This is a genomic window from Pseudomonas sp. Irchel 3H3 (assembly GCF_900187635.1).
GTDB lineage: Bacteria > Pseudomonadota > Gammaproteobacteria > Pseudomonadales > Pseudomonadaceae > Aquipseudomonas.
In genome coordinates, this window is record NZ_FYEC01000027.1 from 23,015 (window position 1) to 46,168 (window position 23,154).

Below are 23,154 nucleotides of genomic sequence, written 5' to 3' on the forward strand. Positions count from 1 at the left end.
GATCAAGATCGTGGATCAAGATCGTGGATCAAACGCGTCGCGCAAGGCTTCGCCGATAAATACCAGCAGAGACAGAATCAGTGCCAGGGTGAAAAACGCCGTCAGCCCGAGCCACGGCGCTTGCAGGTTCTGTTTGCCCTGGCCGATCAGTTCACCCAGCGATGCACTGCCGGCCGGCATGCCAAAACCGAGGAAGTCCAGGGCGGTCAGGGTCGAGATGGCTCCGGTAAGAATGAACGGCAGGTAACTCAGGGTCGCGTTCATGGCGTTGGGCAGGATGTGCCGCACGATCACCTTGCGGTCGTTCAGGCCCAGGGCACGGGCGGCCTTGACGTACTCCAGGTTGCGCCCGCGCAGGAACTCGGCGCGCACCACGTCCACCAGGGCCAGCCAGGAAAACAGCGCCATGATCCCCAGCAGCCACCAGAAATTCGGTTCGACGAAACCAGATAGGATGATCAGCAGGTACAGCACCGGCAGCCCCGACCAGACTTCCAGCAAGCGCTGCCCCAGCAGGTCGACCCAGCCACCGTAGTAACCCTGCAGCGCCCCGGCGGCGATGCCGATCAGCGCGCTGATGACGGTCAGCGCCAGGGCGAACAGGATCGACACCCGGGCGCCGAAGATCACCCGCGCCAGCACATCCCGCGCCTGGTCATCGGTGCCCAGCCAGTTGACCTTGGATGGCGGGCTCGGAGCGGGCTGGTTGAGGTCGTAGTTGGGCGTGTCGTCGCTGAACGGGATCGGCGGGAACAGCATCCAGCCGCCGCCCTGGTGGATCAGTTTCTGCACATAATCGCTGCGGTAGTCGGCCTGGAACGGCAGTTGACCGCCGAACTCCTGCTCGGTGTAGCGCTTGAATGCCGGGAAGTACAGGCTGTCCTGGTAGCTGAGGACCAGCGGTTTGTCGTTGGCGATCAGCTCGCCGCCCAGGGTCAGCAGGAACAGGCCGATGAACAGCCACAGCGACCACCAGCCACGACGGTTTTTCTTGAAACGCTCGAAGCGTCGGCGCGCCAGGGGCGACAGATTGAGCATCAGGCGTTCCTCGCGGCAAAATCGATGCGCGGGTCGACCAGGGTGTAGCACAGGTCTCCGAGCAGTTTTATCAGCAGGCCGAACAGGGTGAAGATGAACAACGAGCCGAACACCACCGGGTAGTCCCGGGATACCGCAGCTTCATAGCTCATGCGCCCCAGGCCATCGAGGGAGAAGATCACCTCGATCAGCAGCGAGCCGGCGAAGAACACACTGATGAACGCCTGGGGAATCCCCGACACCACCAGCAGCATGGCGTTGCGGAACACGTGGCCGTACAGCACCCGGCGCTCGCTCAGGCCCTTGGCGCGGGCGGTGACCACGTACTGGCGGGTGATTTCGTTGAGGAAGGAGTTTTTGGTGAGGATGGTCAGGGTCGCGAAACCGCCGACCACCAGCGCCGTCACAGGCAGCACCAGGTGCCAGAAGTAGTCGGCGATTTTACCCAGGGTCGACAACTGCTCGAAGTTTTCCGAGACCAGTCCCCGCACCGGGAACCAGTTGAGCGAGGTGCCGCCGGCAAAAATCACGATCAGGAACATGGCAAACAGAAAGGCCGGCATGGCGTAGCCGATGATGATCGCGGTGCTGCTCCAGATGTCGAACTGGCTGCCGTGATGCACGGCCTTGCGGATGCCCAGCGGAATCGACACCAGGTAGGTGATCAGGGTCGCCCAGAGCCCGAGGGAAATGGTCACCGGCATTTTTTCCAGGATCAGTTCGGTGACCGTGGCCCCGCGAAAGAAGCTCTTGCCGAAGTCCAGTTGGGCGTAGCTCTTGAGCATCAGCCACAGGCGCTCATGGGCCGGCTTGTCGAAACCGTACTGTTTCTCGATGTCCTTGATCAGTTGTGGATCGAGGCCGCGACTGGCCCGCGAGCCATGGCTCAGGGCATCGCCAGACGCCCCGAGGCTGCCACCCCCGCCAATCCCCTGCAGATGCGCGATGGCCTGTTCCACCGGGCCGCCGGGCGCGGCCTGGACGATGACGAAATTGACTAGCAGGATGATCACCAGGGTCGGGATGATCAGCAGCAAGCGGCGCAATACATAGGCCAGCATCAGCGCGGTCCTCCGGGCTGGCCACGCTTGATGCGTTCGGCGGCCATTTGTTCATTGGTCAGCGGCGTGGTGCTCACTTGCCACCAACTCTCGATGGCTTCGTCATTGCTGGCCGGTACCGCCGGCATGCCAAAGCGGTTCCACCACACCGTGGAGCTGCCCGGCGGGTAGTAGTTGGGAATCCAGTAGTAGTTCCATTGCAGCACCCGGTCCAGGGCGTGGGCATGGCGCAGCATGTCGGCCTGGGTGGTGGCCTTGACCAGGCCGTCGAGCAGGCGGTCGACGGCGGGGTTCTGCAAGGCCATGTAGTTGTTGGCGCCGGGGTCGTTGGCCGCGGCCGAGCCGAAATAGTTGAACAGCTCACCACCCGGCGAGGTGCTGACTGGGTAGCCGGTGACGATCATGTCGTAGTCGCGGCTCATCAGGCGATTGACGTACTGCGAGGAGTCGATCAGGCGGATATTGAGGTGAATGCCGATCTGCGCCAGAGTGCGTTTGTAGGGCAACAACAGGCGATCCATGCCGTTCTGGCTGATCAGGAAGGTGAACGCCAACGGCTCGCCCTGGGCATTCACCAGCCGATCGCCGTCGGGTTTCCAGCCGGCCTGTTCCAGCAAGTCCAGGGCTTGCAGTTGCTTGTCGCGAATCAGCCCGCTGCCATCGGTTTTCGGCGCTTCGAAGACCTGCGTGAAGACCTCGTCGGGAATCTGTCCGCGCAGTGGTTCGAGAATCGCCAGTTCGTCGGCATCCGGCAGTTGGCGTGCGGCCAACTCGGTGTTGGAGAAGAAGCTCTGCTGGCGGATGTACAGGTCCCGCATCATCTGCCGGTTGCTCCACTCGAAATCCCAGAGCATGGCCAGGGCCTGGCGCACGCGGCGGTCCTTGAACATCGGGTTCTGCAGGTTGAACACAAAACCCTGGGACGTTTGTGGAGCCTGCTTGGCCAGGTGGGCTTTCTGCAGGCGGCCGTCGTTCAGGGCCGGACTGTCGTAGCCGATGGAATAACCGGTGGCGGAGAACTCGCGGTTATAGTCGTAGGCGCCGCCGCGCAAGACCTGGCGCGCCACGTCGGTGTCGCCAAAGTACTCGATGCTGAAGCGGTCGAAATTGTACAGGCCGCGGCTGACGGGCAGGTCCTTGGCCCACCAGTCGGGGTTGCGCTCGAAGGTGATGCTGCGCCCGGAGTCGATCTTGCTGACTCGGTACGGGCCGCTGCCCAGGGGCGCTTCGTAGCCGCCACCATTGGCGAAGTCGCGGCTTTTCCACCAGTGTTCGGGGAACACCGGCAAGGTCGCGATATCCAGTGCCAGGGTGCGATTCTGGTTGTTCTTGAAGTCGAAGCGAATGGTCCGTGGCGACTCGACCTCGACGCCTTTGACGTCGGCAAACTGCGTGCGATAGCGCAGGCTGCCCTGGGTCATCAGCAGGTCGAAGGTGTAGCGCACGTCCTCAGCGGTGATGGCGCGGCCGTCGGCAAAGCGGGCTTTGGGGTTGAGGTAGAAGCGCAGCCACATACCGTCCTCGGCGCGTTCCATTTTTTCCGCAACCAGTCCGTAGACAGTGTAGGGCTCGTCCAGCGAGCGTTGGGCCAGGGGCGAATACACCATGCCATCGAGCTGGCTGACGCCGATGCCTTTGTCGATGTAGGGCGAGACGTGGTCAAAGCGCCCGATCTCAATGGCCGAACGGCGCATGCTGCCGCCCTTGGGGGCTTGTGGATTGGCATAGGCAAAATGGCTGAAACCGGCAGGGTACTTGGCCGGTTCGCCGTAGACGGTGAGGGCGTGCTGGGGAGCTGCGTTCACGGTGGTCGCGCTCAGCAGCAAGGCCAGGACCGTGGAGATCAATGAGGAGAAAGCCAGTCGCATTGTCAGCCTTAAGAGCCGGGTGATCGATGGTTCGATTTGTACGCTAGCGGCGCAGGCCTGGCCAGCCAAAAACGTTCGGCACAAACACAACGGCCCACCAGAAGGCGGGCCGTTGTTCAAGCAGTCGGCTGTGGATCAGTCCTGGCGGCTGGTCACTTCCAGCAGGTGGTAACCGAACTGGGTCTTGACTGGGCCTTGTACGGTGTTGACCGGGGCGCTGAAGACCACGGTGTCGAATTCCTTGACCATCTGGCCTGGACCGAACGAACCCAGGTCGCCGCCTTGACGGCTGGACGGGCAGGTGGAGTTGGCTTTGGCAACTTCGGCGAAATCAGCGCCGCCTTCGATCTGGGCTTTCAGTTCGTTGCACTTGGCTTCGCTGGCAACCAGGATGTGACGGGCAGTGGCTTTGGCCATGGGAAGAATCTCCATTCAATGTTCAATAAAGTGCTGAGCCTACCGGATTCAGAGGGCTATTTCTCGTCAATCTGCTGCCTGATCCTGAGCCAAGGGGCCGCCGGTCGAAAATATTGCACCACCCATGATTCAGACGCCGGCCTGCTTCAGGCGCTCGGCGTGCTCCAGGTACAGGGCCACGGGATTGATGCCCAGGCGCACCAGGCCAGTGGTCTGGTTGATGCTGTCCATGTGATCCAGCGGGTAGTCTGAGCGCAGGACCGTGCCCAGGTGCGAGCTGAAGCGCCCGACCATGCCGTCGTTCTGCTCGGCCTCGCGGATGAAAAAGCGCGAAAAGTTGCGGCAGAACAGGTGCAGCGGATCGAGGGCGTTAGGGCCCTCATCCCGCAGGCGCCCCTGCACAGTGCCACTCCAGGAGTAATAGCGAACGCCGTTGACCTGCTCTTCGCCGTTGCCGCCCCAGGTGTCGGGCAAGCCTTGTGGGTATTTGCCATTGAAGGCGGTGACGCCCTCGGTGGTCAGGGCGTTGAGGGCGGCGATGGCGTTCTGCGGGATTTTCGGACTGCCGCTGATAAATCTGAGGAACTCGACAAACAGCGTCGAGACCGCCGCCGCGACCTGCTCGGGCAGATGCCCGGGGGTCAGCGCCTGGCGCAGGCGGTCGGCCAGTTCCGAGCCATGGTTCGGCCCGCTGACCGAAGTAATCGAGGCCACATGCCCGGGTGCCAGCGCCGCCGCATAACGCGCCGCGAGGGCGCCTTGGCTATGGCCGATCAGGTTGACCTTGGCGGCACCGGTTCCGGCCCGCACCAGCTCGATCTGTGTCAGTAATTGCTGGCCGCGCAGTTCGTTGCTGTGGGTGGCGGAGAGATAGGGGATGAACACGTGGGCGCCGGCGTTGCGCAAGGCCTGTTTGACGCCGTGGAAGAGATCGAGATTGCCGATACTGTCGAACCCGAAGAGGCCGTGAACCAGCATGATCGGGTAATGGGTGCTTGCATTCCGTTGCATAAGCGTGCCTGTATTCCGTGGGGTCGGGAATTGTTTCGCGTTCTCACTCTAATCCAGGCCACACCGGGGCGATGTGCGAAAAAGCCGCTGTCGGTTGTTGAAGGCGGAATAGAAGTGGCAGGAGGAGTCGGTGGTGAACCTTGCCGTTGCGCGCCAAATCGGCGCAACGGCGTATTCAGTCAAGAGCCTGTGGGCTTCAGGTATTGCGCAGCTTGCGGCTGGCCTCGCGCAGGAGCTGCTCAGTCGCCTCCCAACCCAGGCAACCGTCCGTCACCGACACCCCGTAGCGCAGGGACGGCCCCAGCGCCTGGCACCCTTCGAACAGGTGGCTCTCTAGCATCATGCCGATCAGTGCGCGATTGCCGTTCAGGCGTTGCTCCAGCACGTCGTTGAACACCGCTGGCTGGCGCAGGGGATCCTTGCCGCTGTTGGCATGGCTGCAATCGACCATGATCCGCGACGCGATGTTCAGCCGCTGCAGGTCGTCCTCGATCCGGGCCACGTGGTGCTGGTCGTAGTTGGGGCCGCGATGGCCGCCGCGCAACACCAGGTGGGTGTCCGGGTTGCCCTGGGTCTGGATGATCGCCGGATGGCCCTGGCTGTCGACGCCGAAGTGGCGGTGCGGGTGGGCGGCCGAGCGCATGGCATCGGTGGCGACGCCCACGCCGCCGTCGGTGCCGTTCTTGAAGCCGACCGGCATGCCCAGGCCGCTGGCCATTTCCCGGTGGATCTGCGATTCGGTGGTACGTGCACCGATAGCCACCCAACTGAGCAGGTCATCGAAGTAGCTGGCGGCCATCGGTTGCAGCAACTCGGTGGCAACCGGCAGGCCGAGGCGCAGCATCTCGCGCATCAATTCCCGGGACAGGTTCAGGCCGCCGACCATGTCGTCACTGCCGTCCAGGTGCGGGTCGTAGGCCAGGCCTTTCCAGCCCACCGTGGTACGCGGTTTTTCGACATAGGCACGCATCACCAGGAGCATCTCGGCGCTGACTTCGTGGGCGAGTCGGGCGAGTTTGCCGGCGTATTCGAGGGCCGATTGCGGATCGTGGATCGAGCAGGGGCCGACGACGACCAGCAGGCGCGAGTCTTCACCTTCAAGGATGGCGCGGATGGCTTGGCGATGGGTGGCGACCTGTTGGCTCAGGGCGAGGCTCAGGGGCAGTTGTTGCTTGAGCTGCAATGAGCTGGGCAGACGCTGGGTCAGTGCTTCGTTGGCAGGGTTGTGGGTGGACAGCGGCAGAGCGGATACGCGGGAGTTCATATTCAGGCTTCCTGGGCTGGCGGCGGGTTCGTGCCCGCGCGCTCGGCCCTACTGGGGTGTTCGACAATTGGCCGTGTTGGCTGGGTGTGTGCGCTTGCCACCTGTGGGTGACCGATCGGAGGCGGCAGGCTGTCCCGAGCGGAGGCTGGTAAATCGCCAGGCGGTAAAACTGTCGTGACGGTAATAAGTGGTGTAGTTCATGGGGTAATTCCTTGAAGTCAGTGATGTTGCTAAAAAGTTAGGGCCTTGAAAAAACAAAACCCCCGGTCGGGGAGCCGACCGGGGGTTGAGAATTCTCTGGCAGGCGACCCCTTGAGTAGTGGCCGCCGTGTAGGTATCAGGCGCGCCAGTGGCTAAACCAATACCCAAAATAAAAGTTTGCTGGAGCACCGGTGGCATTCGCCCGCGCAGCCGCAGCCGAGCGCAGGGCGCTAGGGGTGCAAAGCTGGGAAGGGGTATGCGACATGCAGGTACGTCTCCGTTGAATGCCCCGAGCTTACTAGAGGCCGGGACGCAGTTTCAATCAGAAAATGCTATCGGGGTGAAGGTTGCTCGCTATGGCTTAAGTCGTGACGCGCTTTATGCCAGACTCGGCGATTGCCTCCGAACCCTCATCAAGGAAAGCTGGGATGACCACACTGACTGTTGCAGCGGCTCAATCGATCTCGATTGCCGGCGATGTCCACGCCAATATTGCCCATCACCAGCGTTTCATCATGGCCGCGGCGAAGCAGGGAGTGCAGGTGCTGGTGTTTCCCGAGCTTTCCCTGAGCGGTTATGAGCGTGGCCTGGCGGCGCAATTGGCGATCGTCCCGGATGCGGCGTTGTTGCAACCCTTGCGGGACCTGGCGCGAGAAGTAGGCGTGACGGCTGTCGTCGGTATGCCGATTCGCCTGTCTGACGATTCCCCGGTGTTGATCGGCGCGCTGGTGCTGGCGGCCGACGGCTCGTTGGCCGTGTACAGCAAGCAGCACCTGCACCCCGGCGAAGAAGTGGCGTTCGCACCGGGGGCGGGCGGCGCACCCTTGATCGTGGGTGATGACACCATTGCGCTGGCGGTCTGTGCCGACTTTTCCCACGCCAGCCATGCGGCAGCGGCCGCTGAAGTAGGGGCGAACATCTATGGTGCCGGGGTGTTGATCACCGAAGGCGGATACGCCGCCGACAGCGCCTTGCTGCAAGGTTATGCGCGCGAACACGGGATGCTGGTCCTGATGGCCAACCATGGTGGCGCGACCGGCGGCTGGGAGTCGGCGGGGCGCAGTGCTATCTGGGCAGCGGACGGCAGGTTGCTCGCCGCCGTTCCCGGGACGGGCGATGCGCTGGTGATCGCCCGTCGCCAGGCGGCGTTATGGCGCGGTGAAGTGGTGCCGGTGCAGCATGCCTGAGCCCGGATTGGCGCTGCGTCTGGCCACCACCGAGGATTTGCCGTTCGCCCGGGCACTGGCCCGGCGCGGCATGCTCAGTTATTACGTGCGCCATGACCTGTTGTGGCTCGACGAGGCGTTCGACGTGGCCTGGGCCGGGCGGCAGAACTGGTTGATTTGCCAGGACGCGGCGGTGCTCGGCTTTACCAGCCTGAGTCGCGACGCTAATGCCCTGTACATTCGTGAGTTGCACGTGGTCGAGGCCGCGCGGGGGCGGGGCATCGGCAGTTGGGCGATCGATCAGGTTTTTGCCCTGGCCTGCCAGGAGCGGCGTCCGGCCCTGCGTCTGACGGTGTTCACCGACAACCCGGCGCAAGCCCTTTACCTGCGCATGGGATTGCAGATTGTCGGGCAGGATGATTGCTTCTTGCGAATGCAACGCCAGTGTCCGCGTTGAAAGGTCTGTAAGGCGCGTAGTACAAGCGCTGCAAGATCTATTGAAACCATTTTAAATCTTGGGTTCTGCTAGGTCTGCCGGATGCTTTTTGCTAAGGTGGCGGGCAACCAACAAGACCATATCGCGGGGTGTCTGCTTGATTAGGGTGCTAGTAGTCGATGACCATGATCTCGTTCGTACAGGTATTACACGAATGCTGGCTGACATCGATGGCCTGCAAGTAGTCGGCCAGGCCGAGTCGGGAGAGGAATCCCTGCTCAAGGCGCGCGAACTGAAACCCGATGTGGTGCTGATGGACGTCAAGATGCCCGGCATCGGCGGCCTGGAAGCTACGCGCAAGTTGTTGCGCAGCCATCCGGACATCAAGGTCGTGGCGGTCACCGTGTGCGAGGAAGACCCGTTCCCGACGCGGCTACTGCAAGCGGGCGCGGCAGGCTACCTGACCAAGGGCGCCGGCCTCAACGAAATGGTCCAGGCGATTCGCCTGGTGTTTGCCGGCCAGCGCTACATCAGCCCGCAAATTGCCCAGCAATTGGCAATCAAGTCATTCCAGCCGAGCAACGATTCGCCGTTCGATGCCCTTTCGGAACGCGAGATCCAGATCGCCCTGATGATTGTCGGCTGCCAGAAGGTGCAGATCATCTCCGACAAGCTCTGCCTGTCACCCAAGACCGTGAACACCTATCGCTATCGGATTTTCGAGAAGCTTTCGATCAGCAGTGACGTCGAGTTGACCCTGTTGGCGGTGCGTCACGGCATGGTCGATGCCAGCCTCTGAAATGACTCAAGCCTTTGATCCAAGCGCCTTTCTCGCCACCTGCAGTGGGCGCCCCGGGGTGTATCGCATGTTTGACAGCGATGCGCGCCTGCTCTACGTGGGCAAAGCCAAGAACCTGAAAAAACGCCTGGCGAGCTACTTTCGCAAGACCGGCCTGGCGCCCAAGACGGCGGCGCTGGTGGGCCGTATCGCACAGGTCGAGACCACCATCACCGCCAACGAGACCGAAGCGCTGCTGCTGGAGCAGACGCTGATCAAGGAATGGCGGCCGCCTTACAACATCCTGTTACGCGACGATAAGTCCTACCCCTATGTGTTTCTTTCCGACGGCCAGTTTCCACGCCTGAGCATTCATCGCGGGGCAAAAAAGGCCAAGGGCAAGTATTTCGGTCCTTATCCCAGTGCCGGGGCGATTCGCGAAAGCCTCAGCCTGCTGCAAAAGACCTTTTTCGTCCGCCAGTGTGAAGACAGCTACTACAAGAACCGCACCCGGCCGTGCCTGCAATATCAGATCAAGCGCTGCAAGGCGCCCTGTGTCGGCCTGGTGGAGCCAGAGGTGTACGCCGAGGATGTGCGGCACTCGGTGATGTTTCTCGAGGGCCGCAGCAATGCCCTGACCGACGAACTGTCGGCAGGCATGGAGCAGGCAGCCAGCACCCTGGATTTCGAGCGCGCGGCCGAGTTGCGCGATCAGATTTCCCTGCTGCGCCGGGTCCAGGACCAACAGAGCATGGAAGGCGGCACGGGCGACGTCGATGTGGTCGCGGCATTCATCAACCCGGGTGGCGCCTGTGTGCACTTGATCAGTGTGCGTGGCGGGCGAGTGCTGGGCAGCAAGAACTTTTTCCCGCAGGTGGGTATTGAAGAGGACGTTGCCGAGGTCATGGCGGCGTTTCTCGGACAATATTTCATCAGCAGTCCTGAGCGCGACCTGCCGAGTGAGCTGATCGTCAATGTGGTCCATGAGGACTTTCCCGCGCTCATCGAAGCCATTCACGAGCTGCGCGGTCGCGAGTTGACCATCAGTCACAGGGTCCGTGGCACCCGGGCGCGCTGGCAACAATTGGCAGTGACCAACGCCGAGCAGGCGCTGGGCGCGCGCCTGGCCAATCGTCAGCACGTTGCCGCGCGTTTTGACGCCCTGGCTGAAGTGCTGAATCTGGATGAACCGCCACAGCGCCTGGAGTGTTACGACATCAGCCACTCCAGCGGCGAAGCGACCGTGGCGTCCTGCGTGGTGTTCGGCCCGGAAGGGCCGTTGAAATCCGACTACCGCCGCTACAACATCGAAGGGGTGACCCCGGGGGATGACTACGCGGCGATGCATCAGGCGCTGACCCGGCGCTTCAGCAAACTCAAGGACGGCGAGGGCAAGCTGCCGGACATCCTGCTGGTGGACGGCGGCAAGGGCCAGTTGTCGATGGCGCGTGACGTGCTCAATGAACTGGCGGTGCCCGACCTGATTCTGCTGGGCGTGGCCAAGGGCGCGACCCGCAAGGCCGGCTTCGAAACCCTCTACCTGAATGATGCGGCCCATGAGTTCACCCTGCGCGGCGACTCCCCGGCGTTGCACCTGATCCAGCAGATCCGTGACGAGGCCCACCGTTTTGCGATTACCGGGCACCGCGCGCGACGTGGCAAAACCCGCCGCACCTCAACCCTGGAAGGGGTTGCCGGGGTAGGGCCGACCCGGCGTCGGGACCTGTTGAAACATTTTGGTGGATTGCAGGAGCTGTCTCGTGCAAGCATCGACGAAATCGCCAAAGCACCGGGGATCAGTAAAAAGCTCGCAGAGTTGATTTATGCAAACCTGCACAGCGAGTAGAATGCCCCCTCACCTCGTAGCCAGTTGTGCCGATGAATATCCCTAATCTGATCACCGTACTACGCGTTCTGCTTATCCCGATCTTTATTCTGCTGTTCTACATGCCGTATCACTGGAGCTACATGGCCGCCAGTTCGGTCTTTGCGTTCGCTGCGGCGACGGACTGGCTGGACGGTTACCTGGCCCGCCGGCTGGAGCAGAGCACCCCGTTCGGGGCGTTTCTCGATCCGGTGGCAGACAAGCTGATGGTCGCCGTGGCCCTGGTGCTGTTGGTCCAGGAGCACGCCAACCTGTGGCTGACCTTGCCGGCAGCCGTGATCATTGGTCGCGAGATCGTCATTTCCGCCCTCAGGGAGTGGATGGCCGAACTGGGCGCACGGGCCCAGGTGGCCGTGTCGAACCTGGGCAAATGGAAAACCGCCGCGCAAATGCTCGCGCTGGTGATCCTGCTGGCCAACCCGTCGGACTTCAGCTTCTGGGTACTGGTGGGCTATGCCTTGCTGCTGGTCTCGGCCGGCCTGACCTTGTGGTCCATGGTGCAATACCTGCGCGCCGCCTGGCCGCACCTGAAAACCGACGTGCAGAAAAAATAAAACTTTTTTGAATCAAAGGGTTGACGCGTATTCGAATTGCTATAGAATACGCCACACCAAGACGCGGGAATAGCTCAGTTGGTAGAGCACGACCTTGCCAAGGTCGGGGTCGCGAGTTCGAGTCTCGTTTCCCGCTCCAAATATAGACCTGCAAAAGTCACTGGCTTATGCAGGTCAACAAAAAAGACGCTTCGGCGTCTTTTTTCGTTCCAGTACTATCCGCCGACATCGATTATCCAACAAATTTGACATACACCAGTTCAGGGTCGTGTTCGTCAAGATTATCGATTCGCCCGCTCGGTACAAAACCCGCTTTCTTGAACAGTAACTGCGAAGCCGTGTTGGATGCATTGGTTGAAGCAAACAGCTTGGCTGTCTTGCACGCGGCTTCGGCTGCCGCTAGTAAATCGAGCGCTATGCCTTGCCGTTGCTGTGTCGGTGACACGACCACCAGCTCAACGAAGCCATGGCTGAAAAAATCATCGGTAAGTACCAGGTAACCTGCGCACTGATCGGCAGCGACGGCTACCAGGCATTGCTGGCGAACGACGGCATCATGGATAAAGTCGCGACGACTGGCGTGCTGCGTCGCATAGGTATCCAGTGCGATCAGTGCGGGCACGTCCTCGGTCGTCCCGTGGCGGATGAGCCAGTTCAAGCTGATGGGGAACAGGGGGCTGCCGTGGGGCATTGAGAGCATCCTCCCGCCGGTGCTGGTATCGAACGTGTGTTCATCGATTGAGGGTATAGACCTTGCCCGTATTGCCATTCAAGGGCTGTGAGCTGCCCCGCACCCTGCTGCGTGAACTCCTGGGGCAGCAGGTGCGGCGGCGTTAGGTCAAAGCTTCGGCAACTGCCCGATACGCCCCATCATTTCCGTGACGATCTGCAGGTCCAGCATGAACTGTTCGACGGTCTTGAACTCGTTGTCGTTGTGCCCGGTGTACTTGACGTCGGGCATGGCCAGGCCGAATTGCACGCCGTTGGGCAGTTCATGCACCGAGGTGGCACCGGCGGAGGTGCCGAACTGGTGTTTCATGCCCAGGTTTTCGCTGGCCACGGCCAGCAGGGCCTTGACCCATTCACCTTCGGGGTTGCGGAACATCGGTTCGGCGATCGAGTAGTCGAAGGCTGGCGCGATCCCGGTCTTGTTGCTCCAGGCACTGAGTTTGTCGGCGATTTCGCTCTTCAGTACCTCGGGAGACTTGCCCTTCGGCACCCGCAGGTTGACTGCCAGCTTGAAGGTTTTGTCGTCCATGCCGACGTAGGTCAGGGAAGCGGTCAGCGGTCCCATGAAAGCATCGGCAAAGCCAACCCCCAGTTTGCTACCCAGGTAGTCCAGGCCCCAGTTGTCGGCGGCGTAGCGGGCTGCGTCGGTGATCTGGTTGTGCTTGAGCGCGACCTTGCCGTCGAGGCCGTTGATGAAGTCGAGCATCCGGGCCACCGGGTTGACCCCGGACTCAGGCTCGGAGGAGTGGGCGGAAACGCCAGTGACGATCAGTTGCACGTCTTTGCCGACGACCTTGGCGGTCACAGTGAAATTGCCACCGTTGCGCTTGGCGTAGTCGGCGCCGGCTTGTTGCAGGCTGGCGGCCAGTTCGGCGGGTTGCTCGGTGAGCAGGGTGGCGACCGAGGTCGACGGAATCTGGTTGGTCGCCAGCCCGCCGGTCATGGTGCTGATTTCGGCGCCTTTGCCCTCGGCGGCGCGCCGGGTAAAACTGGCCATGACCGTGCCGTAGCCTTTCTCGGCGATCACCACCGGGTAGCCGCCATCCAGGGCCAGGTTGTAGTTGGGCGTCGGATTGCGCTCGAAGTAATAGGGGATGGCATCGCCGCTGGTTTCCTCGGTGGTGTCCACCAACAGCTTGAAATTGCGTGCCAGTGGCAGCTTCTCGTCCTTGATGATCTTCATCGCGTAGAGGGTCACCACGATGCCGTTTTTGTCATCCTCGGTGCCGCGGCCGTACATGCGGTCGCCAATCAGGGTGACCTTGAACGGGTCCAGCCGGGTGCCGTCTTCCAGTACCCAGTTCTCTGGCGTCACGGGCACCACATCGGCGTGGGCGTGGATGCCGACGACTTCATCGCCAGCGCCGTCGAGGGATATTTCATAGACCCGGTTGTCGATGTTGCGAAATTTCAGGTGAAAGGCCTCGGCCAGGCCCTTGATCTTGTCGGCGATCTTGAGGAACTGCGGATTCTCGTGCTGCGGTACGCCTTCGATCTCGAAGGTCGGGATGGCCACTAGTTCGCGCAGGGTCTCGGTGGCAGCGCTGCCATATTTGACTCGTGCGTAGAGGCCCAGCAGGCGATGGATTTCATTCTGCTGCTCGGCGTTCAGGCTCTGGTTGGCGAGGAAGGCATTGATGGCCGGGGCGAGGTCGTCGTTTTTCGCCAGCTCGCTTTTGCTCAGGCGCGTGAGGAACTGCCTGAAGTCCGTGACTGAGCTGTTGTTGAAGGTCTTGAGGATGGCCGCGCTCTGTTGCGGGGTGATATTGGCGTGGGCCGGCGTGGTGAACGACGCCAGGCTGGCCAGCATCAGGGTGGTTGCGGCCAGGTGCTTGAGGGAAAAATCCATGGTGGTGGGCATTCCTTTGCAGGGGTGTAGGGGAGATGAAACAAATCATTTCCAAATTAACACCACAAGGCTGCGAAAGGGCAGCCCCTGAAGTGGGATCTGTCCCACAGAAATGTAAGTGCGCCCCACATGCCCAATCCTGAGCAAGGCGCCTGTACTTGCCAGCGCAGCCTTACTGTCCAGCGGATTGTGGACGTTGATCGACAGGTGGCCAGATTTTTTCCATCTCGAGTACTTCAACCGATCCGCCGGGGGACTGGACCGTTGCCGACAGCGCTGGGAGTATTTTTTTGTCCTGAGTGCGGGGCTGGCGGTCAAAGTTGACGGTTACGCGAGTGCCGTCGGCGAATTGTGAGCGCTGTACCAGGCGGTCGCGGGACAGGGTTTCAAAGTGAGTCATGGCCTGGGTGAACAAGCGCTGATGCAGGGGCGAAAAGACCCGGTCATAGGCTTGAATCAACGGCAGGTCGCGACGCAGCACCGGGTCGCTCAGGTGATACAGCGGTGGCACCATGTACAACAGTTGCAGCAATGCCGTCTGGTCGCGTTCGGTGGTGAACTTCAGCGAGCCATATTCCCAATGATGGGTGCTGACGATGCTGTCGTGCAGGGCGATTTCATACAGTGGCAGGCGAAACTGTGGACGCGTCACATAACGCGCTACCGAATCCGCCAGCGGTACGGGTTGAAAGTACAGCGAGGGTGCTTCCGGCGGCCAGTATCGGCCTCGGTAGTAAGGTGAGCGGGGATCCTGGATGGCGGGGTCCATCCAGGCAAAAGGCGGTGTCAGCACACCGTGGGCAAACGCCACCTGTGCGGCAAACATGGAAAGCACGCCCTCACTTCCGGTGACCAGGCCATGGGTCAGGGCAGGGTACTCCAGGCGCCGACGGTGGGCCTGGGCGTCGTCAGCCTGATTCATTTCCCGCCCAGGCGTGTAGTCCTCCAACATGGGGCCGGCGCCGTCGACGTCGAGAAAATAGCTGTTCAACTGCCCGGCCCCAGCGACGGCACTGATGCGCCGCTGGGCATAGGGCTCGACGACCTGAGGGTTGGCATACACCCCACGACCTGCAAAACCGACCGCAAGTTTACCGTCCTGGTCACGATAACCCGCGCCAGCCAGCGCATTGCCCATTTGCGCGGTTGGCCAGGTATTGGCCAGGTCCTCCCGATGGGCGCTGCCATAGCTGTCATATACCCCCACCAGATACCCTGCGGCTTTGGCAGCGGCCACGGCCTCGGGGCGCCAGAAACTCGATAGCCAGTTATCGGCGCCCAACCAGGCGCGCTGTAGTCCGGCTGTGCGCAAGGCATCGATGGTGCTGGTGGACAGTCCATCGCCCCATTGTGCCGGCGGCTGCAGGGTTTCACCGAAGGTCTCCAGCAGTTGTTCGCGAACCGTGCGCCCCCAGGCTACTTCGGCCATGGGGTCGTGCTTGCCCGGCAGCGGCGCTACTGGCATGCGGGGCACTGTCTGTCGCAGGCCGCTGTTGAGGGCGTGGATCAATGGCTGTCGCCGCCAGGTGCTGAGACTGCCGTTGAGCGACTCGTTGAACGCCGCTTCGTATAGGTCCCGGGTCTGCGTGTCAAACAGCTGCCACACGCGAGCGGCCAGGCTCCCCGATACCTGCCGGCCCGCCTGCAGGCGCTGGAGAAAGCCAGGCCAGTCGGCGATGTCGGCGGCTTTCAACAACCCGCTGTCCCAGAGATAGATGTGGGCGGCACCGCCGAGTCTGGCGGTGGCAGGCAGGGTCTTGATCTTTTCGTCCAGCGAGACGAACTGGCCGGTTTGTTGCAACCAGTCTCGGTAACGCCGCGCCCCGGCCATGAGGTCCGGGCCGGCAATGTGCAGGCGTACGATGTAGGGTGCGTCCGGGGCCAGCCGGGTGAATGCATGGCGCAGTCGCATTTGCGGGCGCCCTCCGGTATCGACAATCGAAAATTCCGTGTTCAGCGGCGTCTCGACCATCCAGGTGAGCGAGTGCTTCTTGCGCAGTTCGGTCCAGAATGGCATCGACAATGCGCCGGCGGTACTTTCGTTTTGATAGCGGCGCACCAGCCAGTCCAGCCAGCCCGGATCGGTACTGGGTACGTAGTTGCCCTCGCCAAAGGGAAAGGCATAAGCGTCGATCGCAGAAGGTTGGGCCGAGATCGGCCAATCCAGCGTGGCGGGTTGTGCGGCGCGGATGCTGACCTGGAGGTCATTCTGGTCGCGCGTGACGGCGATATCGAAACGCTGTCGCCCCTGCTGGATCTGCCATCCTTCAGCAGTCAGGGGGGTGGTGTTTGCACCGCTGAAAGCGGGAGCCGCGAGGGGCAATGTGGGACCTGTAGGTGGCATGAGTTCGATGGCCAGGGTAGCCCTATCGATTCGCCAGGTACCGGCTGCCGTTGGCACTTCGTGCCAGTCCGTGACTGCGGCGAGGGCATTTACACTCAGGCTGCAGAGCAGCAACAGCAATATCCCGCGAAGTACCTGCAAGGCCATGCCTCGACTCCTTGTCGTCGTCAATCACGCTAGCGCATGGGTTCGAGCAGTAAACAGCGGTCTTGCGCCGGTGACTGAGTACCGTACTCATCGCCGTCGCCACTGCCAACGGGTTGTTGCGTGAAATGCATTCAACATGTAAGCGCCGGGATGGAACTAACCTTCACGTCAGCCTCTATATTTCAACGGCCCCCAAAAAAACAAGGAACGCTCCATGTCCAGATCTCGTGCGTTGATTGCAGCTGTTACGTCTCTTGCATTGGTTTGCGGCTCGGCGCTGGCATGGGCCGATCCAGGGAATGGCAAGGGCCAGGGGAACGGCAAGGGAAACCCGCCCAATAGCCAGGCGCATGGCAATCAAGGTGGGCATGGCAACCAGGGCAAAAACCCCGCAGGCGGTGATTGGGGTAACGGTCCGAGCATCAACCGCAGCAGTGTGCTGGGAATTGTCGGCGGCTACCGGGACTACTGGAGCCCCGGACCGGCCTTGCCGCCTGGGATTCAGAAGAACCTCGCACGGGGCAAGCCCCTGCCGCCCGGCATCGCCAAGAAGCTCGATGGCCGGCTGGTTGGCCACTTGCCCCATTACGATGGCTACGAGTGGCAGCAGGCGGGTACGGACTTGATTTTGGTGGCCTTGGCTACCGGGCTGATTTATGAAGTGCTCACGGGAGCCTTTGATTAACGCACCCGGCTGTGGGCCCCCATCCGTCGTGTGGCTTGAACTGGATGGGGTTTTTCGCGTCTGACCCTATGCGGTATCCACCCTTATCGGAAGCACATCATGCTTTTAAAGAACAAAAGTCTGTTTGCTGTTATGTCCTGCGCCCTGATGCTTGCAGCAGCGCCTTTACTCCCTGCTGACCTGTCCATCATGAACTCCGCCTATGCGAAGGAAGGTGGTGGTGGTGGTGGTGGTGGTGGTGGTGGTGGCGGCGGTCACGGTGGCGGTGGCGCAGGTGCTGGCCATGGTGGCGGCACCGGTGGCGGTCACGCCGGCTCGGGTCACTCGGGCAGCAATGGCCAGGGCAAGGGGTTGAGCAGCGATCACGCCGGCAAGGCCGTTCGCGATCATGGTATCAGCGGCAATCAATACGGCAGTGAGCGTAATGATGATCGTGGGCATGGCACCACGACCTCGGGCATTGCCCAGTCCAAAGATACCCGTGGCGTGACTAAAGCTACCGCGATTTCGACTTCGACACCTGGCGATCACAACACCAAAGGCTTGAGCAAGGCCGGGCCATCGGCAACCAAAAAATCCTATTGATCGACCTTCGCTGCACCCACACGACACCTGTGCGCGTTGCGCGCAAGGGTGTCGTGGCACTTCAGCCGGGTCAGTGCGTCTTTGGCCGGTGAATCAGCAAGTGCTCAGTCGCCGTTGTACTTGTGCGCTGGCCGGCTACCTGGAACCGGACGAGCGCTGTGCCGGCCGAATGGCTCGGAGGCGCTGAGAATCGACAGTTCGATGCGTCCGCAGTGTGGGCACAGGGCCTTGATCTTGGCCTTGGCCGCGCTGTCGGTGTCGGCCATCACTTCGCCGTAGACCGCGTGCTGGGCGTGATCTTTCGGGTAAGCGGTGTAATCGTAGAGCCGCATGGTTCAAACCTGAGGTGGAGAGTCTGCCGCCGAACTCAAAGGTATAGGTCGCCAAGGCCGGTTCGTCCAGTGTCAGGTTTGAAAGGTGACTGGCGGTTCACCTTGCTACATCGGCTTTACGCTGAGTCACCCCGGCAGGGCAGGCTGCGAGTCCTTGAACTGGGCGAGCTCCAGGGTGATTTCCTTGGCCACCTGATTGATTTCGCCGCGCAGCCATCTGTGCGCGGGCGATGCGTGCAGGCGTTCGTGCCAGACCTGGGAGACGGTGAAGCCCGCTACCGCTACTGGCGGTTCGAACAGTTGCAGGGGGACTTCCCTGGCGATGCGCAGGGCCGTCAGCTCGGCGATCATGCCGATCATGTCGGTTTGCGAAATCAGGATGTGCGCCAGCAGGAAGTGCGGCACCGTCAGGGAGGTCTTGCAGCGGATGTCATGTTGTTCGTAGAGGCTGTCGATGGCCTCCTTGACCGCCCCATGGTTGCTGCTGATACGCAGGTGCTTGCCGTTGCGAAATTGCTCCAGGGAGAGGCTGCCGTTGATCTCTGGGTGGCCGACGCGCACCACGGACTTGAGCCGGTCGGAGAACAGTTTGCGCACGTGGAAGTTGGCCGGGGCAGTTTTCTCGTTCCAGATGATCAGGTCGAGCTTGCCATCCTTTAGCAGCGGCAGATCCTCTTTGGGGCGCAGCGGCTGGATATTCAGCTCGACCCCGGGCGCGACCTCGGCGAGGCGCACCATCAGGCGCGGCAAGAGGATAAAACCGATGTAGTCGGTGGTGGCGATTTCGAAGCTGCCCTGGAATTGCCCGGGGTCGAAAGCCTTGACCGGCTCGATCAGCTTGTTCAGCGCCGCCAGGCTTTGCTGCAACGGCTCCACCAGCTCCAGGGCGCGGCTGGTCGGCAGCATGCCACGGCCCATGGAGACGAACAGTGGATCGTTGAACAGCACGCGCAGGCGAGCCAGGGTATGGCTCACCGCCGACTGGGTCATGTTCAGTTGCTCGGCGGTGCGGGTGACGTTGCACTCGTTGAGCAGGCAAAAGAACACGTGCAAGGATTTCATATCGACGTTTTGCATGTGCCGGGCGCTGGCCTCGCGGTGAAGGATGGACAATACCGGCCGCCACTTTACCGAGGTTTGCGCCCGAAAGCTGGTCAACGCTTCAGACCATCGGCACCAGCGTATGGGCGAAGTCCTTGCGCCGCTCCATCAGTTGCAGGGTCTGGGCCTGCGCCGCCTGGAGCAAGGCCGTCTCGTCGACCAGGGTACTGCGGCCGTTTTCCAGGATCACCTTGCCGTCCACCAGCACGGTTTTCACGTTCGAGCCACGGGCCGAGTACACCAGGTTCCACAGCACGTTGGTCTGTGTCCCTTCCCAGACGATCGGGCACATGTTCGGCTGAGCCAGGTCGAGCAGCAGCAGGTCGGCACGCTTGCCGACTTCGATCGAGCCGATCTCCCGGTCCATACCCAGTACCCGGGCACCCTCGATGGTTGCCATGCGCAAGGCGACATTCGCCGGCAGGGCGGCGGCATCCAGGCGGTGGGCCTTTTGCAGCAGTGAGGCGAATTTCATTTCTTCGAACAGGTCGAGGCTGTTGTTGCAGACGTTGCCGTCGGTGCCCAGGCCGACGCGGATGCCGGCGGCGAGCATTTCCGGAACCCGGGCGATCCCGCTGGCCAGCTTGGCGTTGCTGCTGGGGCAGTGGGCGACCGCGGTGCCGGTGTCGGCCAGGCGCTTGATCTCTTCATCGTTGAGCCAGACGCAGTGGGCGATTAGGGTCTTTTCGCCGAGGATGCCCATCTGGTCCAGCATTGGGATCGAGCGTTTGCCGAAGTGCTGGAGCACCGCCTGTTCTTCCTCCTTCTGCTCGCAGGCGTGGGTGTGGATGCCGATCCCGTAGTCGCGCGCGCAGTCGCGGGCATGGGCGTAGGCCTTGGGTGAGCAATAGAACAGGTGCTCCAGCCCCATCCACACTCGCACGCGGCCGTCGTGGGCCATGTGATGGGTTTCGATCAGCTTGCGGTTGGCCTCCGGGCTTTCGAAGAAGTCTTTGCCGGGCAGGTCGGCGGCATAGGGCGCCAGGTGTACTCGAATGCCGATTTCGCCGGCGGCGTCGGCGCAGCGGTGCATGAAGCGGTACATGTCCATGACGCAGGTGGTGCCGCTCTTCAGGGCTTCCAGGTAGCACAGGCGCGCGGCGTGGTAGGCGTCCTCGGCGTTCATGGCGCGGTGTTCGAGCTGGTAGTAGGGCAGCCATTGCATCAGCGGCATGTTTTCGGTGATGCCGCGCATCAGGCTGGAGTGCGAGTGGGCATCGACCAGGCCTGGCAACAGGGCCATCTGGCCTTGGCAATCGATGACTTTGGCGTCGGCGGGCAGGGGCATGTGTTCGCCCTGGCCGATGGCTTCGATGATCCCGTCGCGGATGACCACGTGGCCGTTGGCGAGGACCTGGTCCTGGGGGTTGACGGTGAAGATGATGGCGTTGCGGATCACGGTGTAGGTCATGGGTGGGTCCTTGTTTTTTTATGGTTGGAGGGGGGGGCGCACGAGGCGACCTGCTGGGTTCTTACTGTAGGAGCGAGCACCCGCTTGCGGCGCCCGCTTGCGGCTTGCTCGCGATGGCGACTTGCGCCACACCATAGATCTCGGCAATGCCCCCAATCCCCCCACCTAATACTGCACCCGCATCACCAGGAACACCGACAACGCCGCCACCCACCACATGATGGGCTTGACCGTGTGTGCCTTGCCGATCAGCAGCTTGAGCAGGACAAAGACAATGAAGCCCAGGGCGATGCCCAGGGTGATGGAGTAGGTCAGGGGAATCAGCAGGATCACCAGGAATGCCGGGATCGCTTCTTCATAGGACTTCCAGTCGATTTTGCTGATGGTGTCCATCATGAACACGCCGATCATGATCAGCACCGGCGCCGTGGCGATTGCCGGGACCAGGGACAGCAGAGGGGAGAGGAACAGGAATGGCAGGAACAGCACGGCGGCGACCAGGGCGACCATGCCGGTGCGACCGCCCTGGGAAATGCCGGCGGCCGATTCGATGTAGGCCGTTGCCGGGCTGGTGCCCAGGGGCGCGGAGGCCAGGGCCGCGAGGGCGTCGACGTGCATTGACTGCTTGATGTTGCGCGGGTTGCCGTCGGCGTCCTTGAGGTCGCCCGCTTCGGAGATGCCGAGAAAGGTCGACAGCGACTCGAAGAAGTTGGTGAACACCAGCACGAAGATGTACGGCAGGTACTCGATGTGCAGCGAGCCCAGCAAGTCGACCTGGCCGAGGAAGCTGAAGTCCGGCGCGGCGAACAGGCCGCTCCAGTTGACCAGCGTGACCGTGCTGGCGCCCTCGGGCCAATAGGCTGTGGCATCGCCCCACAGGCGGCCGATCGGGATCGCCAGCAAGGTGGTGCAGATGATCCCCAGGATCAGCGCCCCCGGCACCTTGCGCGCCACCAGGGCAATGGTGATCACCAGGCCTGCGAGGAAGGTCAGGATGATCGGATTGAACGGTGCCGCGTGCACCACGGTGAACGGGTCGGCGCTGATGAACTTGGCGTTCACCAGGCCGATCAGTGCGATGAACAGCCCCATGCCACAGGAAATAGCATTGCGCAGGCTCGCCGGGATACCGTCGATCACTGCTTGGCGCACGTTGAAGAACGCCAGCACAGTGAAGATCACACTGGCCCAGAGCACGCAGCCCAGGGCGATTTGCAGCGGGATCTTGGCCCCGACCACCATGGTGTAGGCGAACAGGATATTGATCCCCATGCCGGGGGCGATGAGGATTGGGTTGCGCGCGTACAGGGCCATCGCCAGGGTGCCGAGAAAACTCACCAGCACAGTGGCAGTGACCCCGGCGGAGAAGGGGATGCCGGCCGCCGCGTTGATGTCCGGGTTGACCACGATCACGTAGGCCGCCGCGAGGAAGGTGGTGGCGCCGGCGATGATCTCGCGCCGCAGGGTCGAACCTTCACGATGGATGCCGAAGTAGTTTTCCAGCCATAACCTGAGTCTTGCGATTAACCCGATGGGCGCATCGCGCAAACTGACCGGTTGGTTCATGTTGATCTCCTCAAAGCGGCAAGGCTCGGTTGTTTGTTGTTGTTATATTTTTTTGGTTTGATTCGAGTCGAACATGGGTCAGGCGGTTGCAGTGGCGAAAATCCCCGACATCACAGTGAAACCGGGCAAGCGTTTGATCCGGTCGGTCCAGCGCCGGATCGCGGGGTAGTCGATCAGGCTGATGCCAGCCTCGTCGGACAACATCACATAGGGAAAGCAGGCGATGTCGGCCACGGTCGGCAAAGGTCCGCTGCAGACCCATCCCTGGTGTTGCCGCTCGCTGAACCACAGTTGTTCGTCGAGGATGCGGAACAGGGCGTGGGCGCCGTCGCGGGCTTTTTCGGCGTCAAGATCATAGTTGAAAACAGCCGCCAGGCGCGCGGCCGAGGCAGTGGCTGTGATGCTGTCGGCAAACGCCAGCCACATGTTGACCTCGCCCAGGCGGCGCGCGTCCTGCACCGGGTACCAGGCGCCGCTGGCATCGTAGCGGGCGGCCAGGTAGGTGAGGATCGCCTGGGCGTCGCGCAGGACATATCCGTCGTCGTCGAGCACCGGCAACTGGCCGAGGGGGTTGATGGCCAGGAAGGCCTCGCCCTTGTGCTCCTTGCCCGGGTAGAACTCCAGGTCCACCGTGCTGAAACTCACGCCCAGCAGGTTCATGAACAGGCGCAGCTTGTAGCAGTTTCCGGACAGCTCGTAGTTGTAGAGTGTGATCACCTGCCTGCT

At 61.9% G+C, this 23,154-nt stretch carries 21 protein-coding genes and 1 tRNA gene; 8 read left to right on the forward strand and 14 right to left on the reverse strand.

Annotated elements, in window-relative coordinates; translation table 11 throughout:
* Window positions 1-15 precede the first annotated feature (15 nt).
* From CKW24_RS22565 to CKW24_RS22590, 6 genes are all read right to left on the reverse strand, one after another.
* Window positions 16-1,038 (reverse strand): ABC transporter permease, encoded by a 1,023-nt coding sequence (locus CKW24_RS22565; protein WP_095170382.1) that lies wholly within the window; start codon window positions 1,036-1,038, stop codon window positions 16-18.
* Window positions 1,038-2,099 (reverse strand): microcin C ABC transporter permease YejB, encoded by a 1,062-nt coding sequence (locus tag CKW24_RS22570; protein ID WP_095170383.1) that lies wholly within the window; start codon window positions 2,097-2,099, stop codon window positions 1,038-1,040. Before CKW24_RS22570 ends, CKW24_RS22565 begins: the two co-directional genes overlap by 1 nt.
* Window positions 2,099-3,967, reverse strand: coding sequence for an extracellular solute-binding protein (locus CKW24_RS22575; protein WP_095170384.1), 1,869 nt, complete (start codon window positions 3,965-3,967; stop codon window positions 2,099-2,101). Before CKW24_RS22575 ends, CKW24_RS22570 begins: the two co-directional genes overlap by 1 nt.
* Before the next feature lie 135 nt (window positions 3,968-4,102).
* Window positions 4,103-4,384: a peptidylprolyl isomerase gene (locus tag CKW24_RS22580; protein WP_008369704.1), complete on the reverse strand. Its 282-nt coding sequence runs from the start codon at window positions 4,382-4,384 to the stop codon at window positions 4,103-4,105.
* A 129-nt stretch (window positions 4,385-4,513) separates the two neighbouring features.
* Window positions 4,514-5,395 (reverse strand): triacylglycerol lipase, encoded by an 882-nt coding sequence (locus CKW24_RS22585; protein WP_095170385.1) that lies wholly within the window; start codon window positions 5,393-5,395, stop codon window positions 4,514-4,516.
* Between the two features lie 196 nt (window positions 5,396-5,591).
* Window positions 5,592-6,659, reverse strand: coding sequence for a 3-deoxy-7-phosphoheptulonate synthase (locus CKW24_RS22590; protein WP_095170386.1), 1,068 nt, complete (start codon window positions 6,657-6,659; stop codon window positions 5,592-5,594).
* Window positions 6,660-7,288: 629 nt separating this feature from the next.
* Here CKW24_RS22590 and CKW24_RS22595 point away from each other — a divergent pair.
* The 6 genes from CKW24_RS22595 to CKW24_RS22620 all read left to right on the forward strand — a co-directional run bounded on the left by CKW24_RS22595 (window position 7,289) and on the right by CKW24_RS22620 (window position 11,818).
* Window positions 7,289-8,047 (forward strand): carbon-nitrogen hydrolase family protein, encoded by a 759-nt coding sequence (locus tag CKW24_RS22595; RefSeq protein ID WP_095170387.1) that lies wholly within the window; start codon window positions 7,289-7,291, stop codon window positions 8,045-8,047.
* Complete coding sequence (locus CKW24_RS22600; protein WP_095170388.1) at window positions 8,040-8,483, forward strand: N-acetyltransferase; 444 nt, start codon at window positions 8,040-8,042, stop codon at window positions 8,481-8,483. The genes CKW24_RS22595 and CKW24_RS22600 overlap by 8 nt, the downstream gene beginning before the upstream one ends.
* Before the next feature lie 136 nt (window positions 8,484-8,619).
* Window positions 8,620-9,261, forward strand: a complete 642-nt coding sequence (gene uvrY / locus CKW24_RS22605; protein WP_071555134.1) for a UvrY/SirA/GacA family response regulator transcription factor — start codon at window positions 8,620-8,622, stop codon at window positions 9,259-9,261.
* 1 nt (window position 9,262) lies between these two features.
* Window positions 9,263-11,086 carry an excinuclease ABC subunit UvrC gene (gene uvrC / locus CKW24_RS22610; RefSeq protein WP_095170423.1) on the forward strand — a complete coding sequence of 608 codons (1,824 nt, stop codon included), beginning with the start codon at window positions 9,263-9,265 and terminating at the stop codon, window positions 11,084-11,086.
* Window positions 11,087-11,118: 32 nt separating this feature from the next.
* Window positions 11,119-11,679 carry a CDP-diacylglycerol--glycerol-3-phosphate 3-phosphatidyltransferase gene (pgsA, locus tag CKW24_RS22615; protein WP_095170389.1) on the forward strand — a complete coding sequence of 187 codons (561 nt, stop codon included), beginning with the start codon at window positions 11,119-11,121 and terminating at the stop codon, window positions 11,677-11,679.
* 63 nt (window positions 11,680-11,742) lie between these two features.
* Window positions 11,743-11,818, forward strand: a tRNA-Gly gene (locus CKW24_RS22620).
* Between the two features lie 93 nt (window positions 11,819-11,911).
* Here the strand turns inward: CKW24_RS22620 and CKW24_RS22625 are convergent.
* The 3 genes from CKW24_RS22625 to CKW24_RS22635 form a co-directional block, all read right to left on the reverse strand.
* Complete coding sequence (locus tag CKW24_RS22625) at window positions 11,912-12,370, reverse strand: GNAT family N-acetyltransferase (protein ID WP_095170390.1); 459 nt, start codon at window positions 12,368-12,370, stop codon at window positions 11,912-11,914.
* 147 nt (window positions 12,371-12,517) lie between these two features.
* Window positions 12,518-14,257, reverse strand: a complete 1,740-nt coding sequence (locus CKW24_RS22630; RefSeq protein ID WP_095170391.1) for a dipeptidase — start codon at window positions 14,255-14,257, stop codon at window positions 12,518-12,520.
* Window positions 14,258-14,429: 172 nt separating this feature from the next.
* The gene (locus CKW24_RS22635; RefSeq protein ID WP_095170392.1) at window positions 14,430-16,748 is read right to left on the reverse strand and encodes a glycoside hydrolase; all 2,319 of its coding nucleotides are present in this window, start codon (window positions 16,746-16,748) and stop codon (window positions 14,430-14,432) included.
* A gap of 214 nt (window positions 16,749-16,962) precedes the next feature.
* On the opposite strand from CKW24_RS22635, the gene CKW24_RS22640 reads away from it, so the two are divergent.
* The gene (locus tag CKW24_RS22640; RefSeq protein ID WP_095170393.1) at window positions 16,963-17,433 is read left to right on the forward strand and encodes an anti-virulence regulator CigR family protein; all 471 of its coding nucleotides are present in this window, start codon (window positions 16,963-16,965) and stop codon (window positions 17,431-17,433) included.
* A 99-nt stretch (window positions 17,434-17,532) separates the two neighbouring features.
* Window positions 17,533-18,018 carry a hypothetical protein gene (locus CKW24_RS28275; protein WP_256585530.1) on the forward strand — a complete coding sequence of 162 codons (486 nt, stop codon included), beginning with the start codon at window positions 17,533-17,535 and terminating at the stop codon, window positions 18,016-18,018.
* Between the two features lie 104 nt (window positions 18,019-18,122).
* Here CKW24_RS28275 and CKW24_RS22650 read toward each other — a convergent pair whose 3' ends face one another.
* The 5 genes from CKW24_RS22650 to CKW24_RS22670 form a co-directional block, all read right to left on the reverse strand.
* Window positions 18,123-18,350, reverse strand: coding sequence for a hypothetical protein (locus CKW24_RS22650; protein ID WP_095170395.1), 228 nt, complete (start codon window positions 18,348-18,350; stop codon window positions 18,123-18,125).
* A gap of 126 nt (window positions 18,351-18,476) precedes the next feature.
* Window positions 18,477-19,463: a LysR family transcriptional regulator gene (locus CKW24_RS22655; RefSeq protein WP_143501273.1), complete on the reverse strand. Its 987-nt coding sequence runs from the start codon at window positions 19,461-19,463 to the stop codon at window positions 18,477-18,479.
* Between the two features lie 49 nt (window positions 19,464-19,512).
* Window positions 19,513-20,862 carry an amidohydrolase family protein gene (locus CKW24_RS22660; protein WP_095170397.1) on the reverse strand — a complete coding sequence of 450 codons (1,350 nt, stop codon included), beginning with the start codon at window positions 20,860-20,862 and terminating at the stop codon, window positions 19,513-19,515.
* Between the two features lie 165 nt (window positions 20,863-21,027).
* Window positions 21,028-22,428, reverse strand: coding sequence for an NCS2 family permease (locus CKW24_RS22665; protein ID WP_095170398.1), 1,401 nt, complete (start codon window positions 22,426-22,428; stop codon window positions 21,028-21,030).
* 78 nt (window positions 22,429-22,506) lie between these two features.
* Window positions 22,507-23,145, reverse strand: a complete 639-nt coding sequence (locus CKW24_RS22670) for a glutathione S-transferase family protein (protein ID WP_095170399.1) — start codon at window positions 23,143-23,145, stop codon at window positions 22,507-22,509.
* Between the last annotated feature and the right edge of the window lie 9 nt (window positions 23,146-23,154).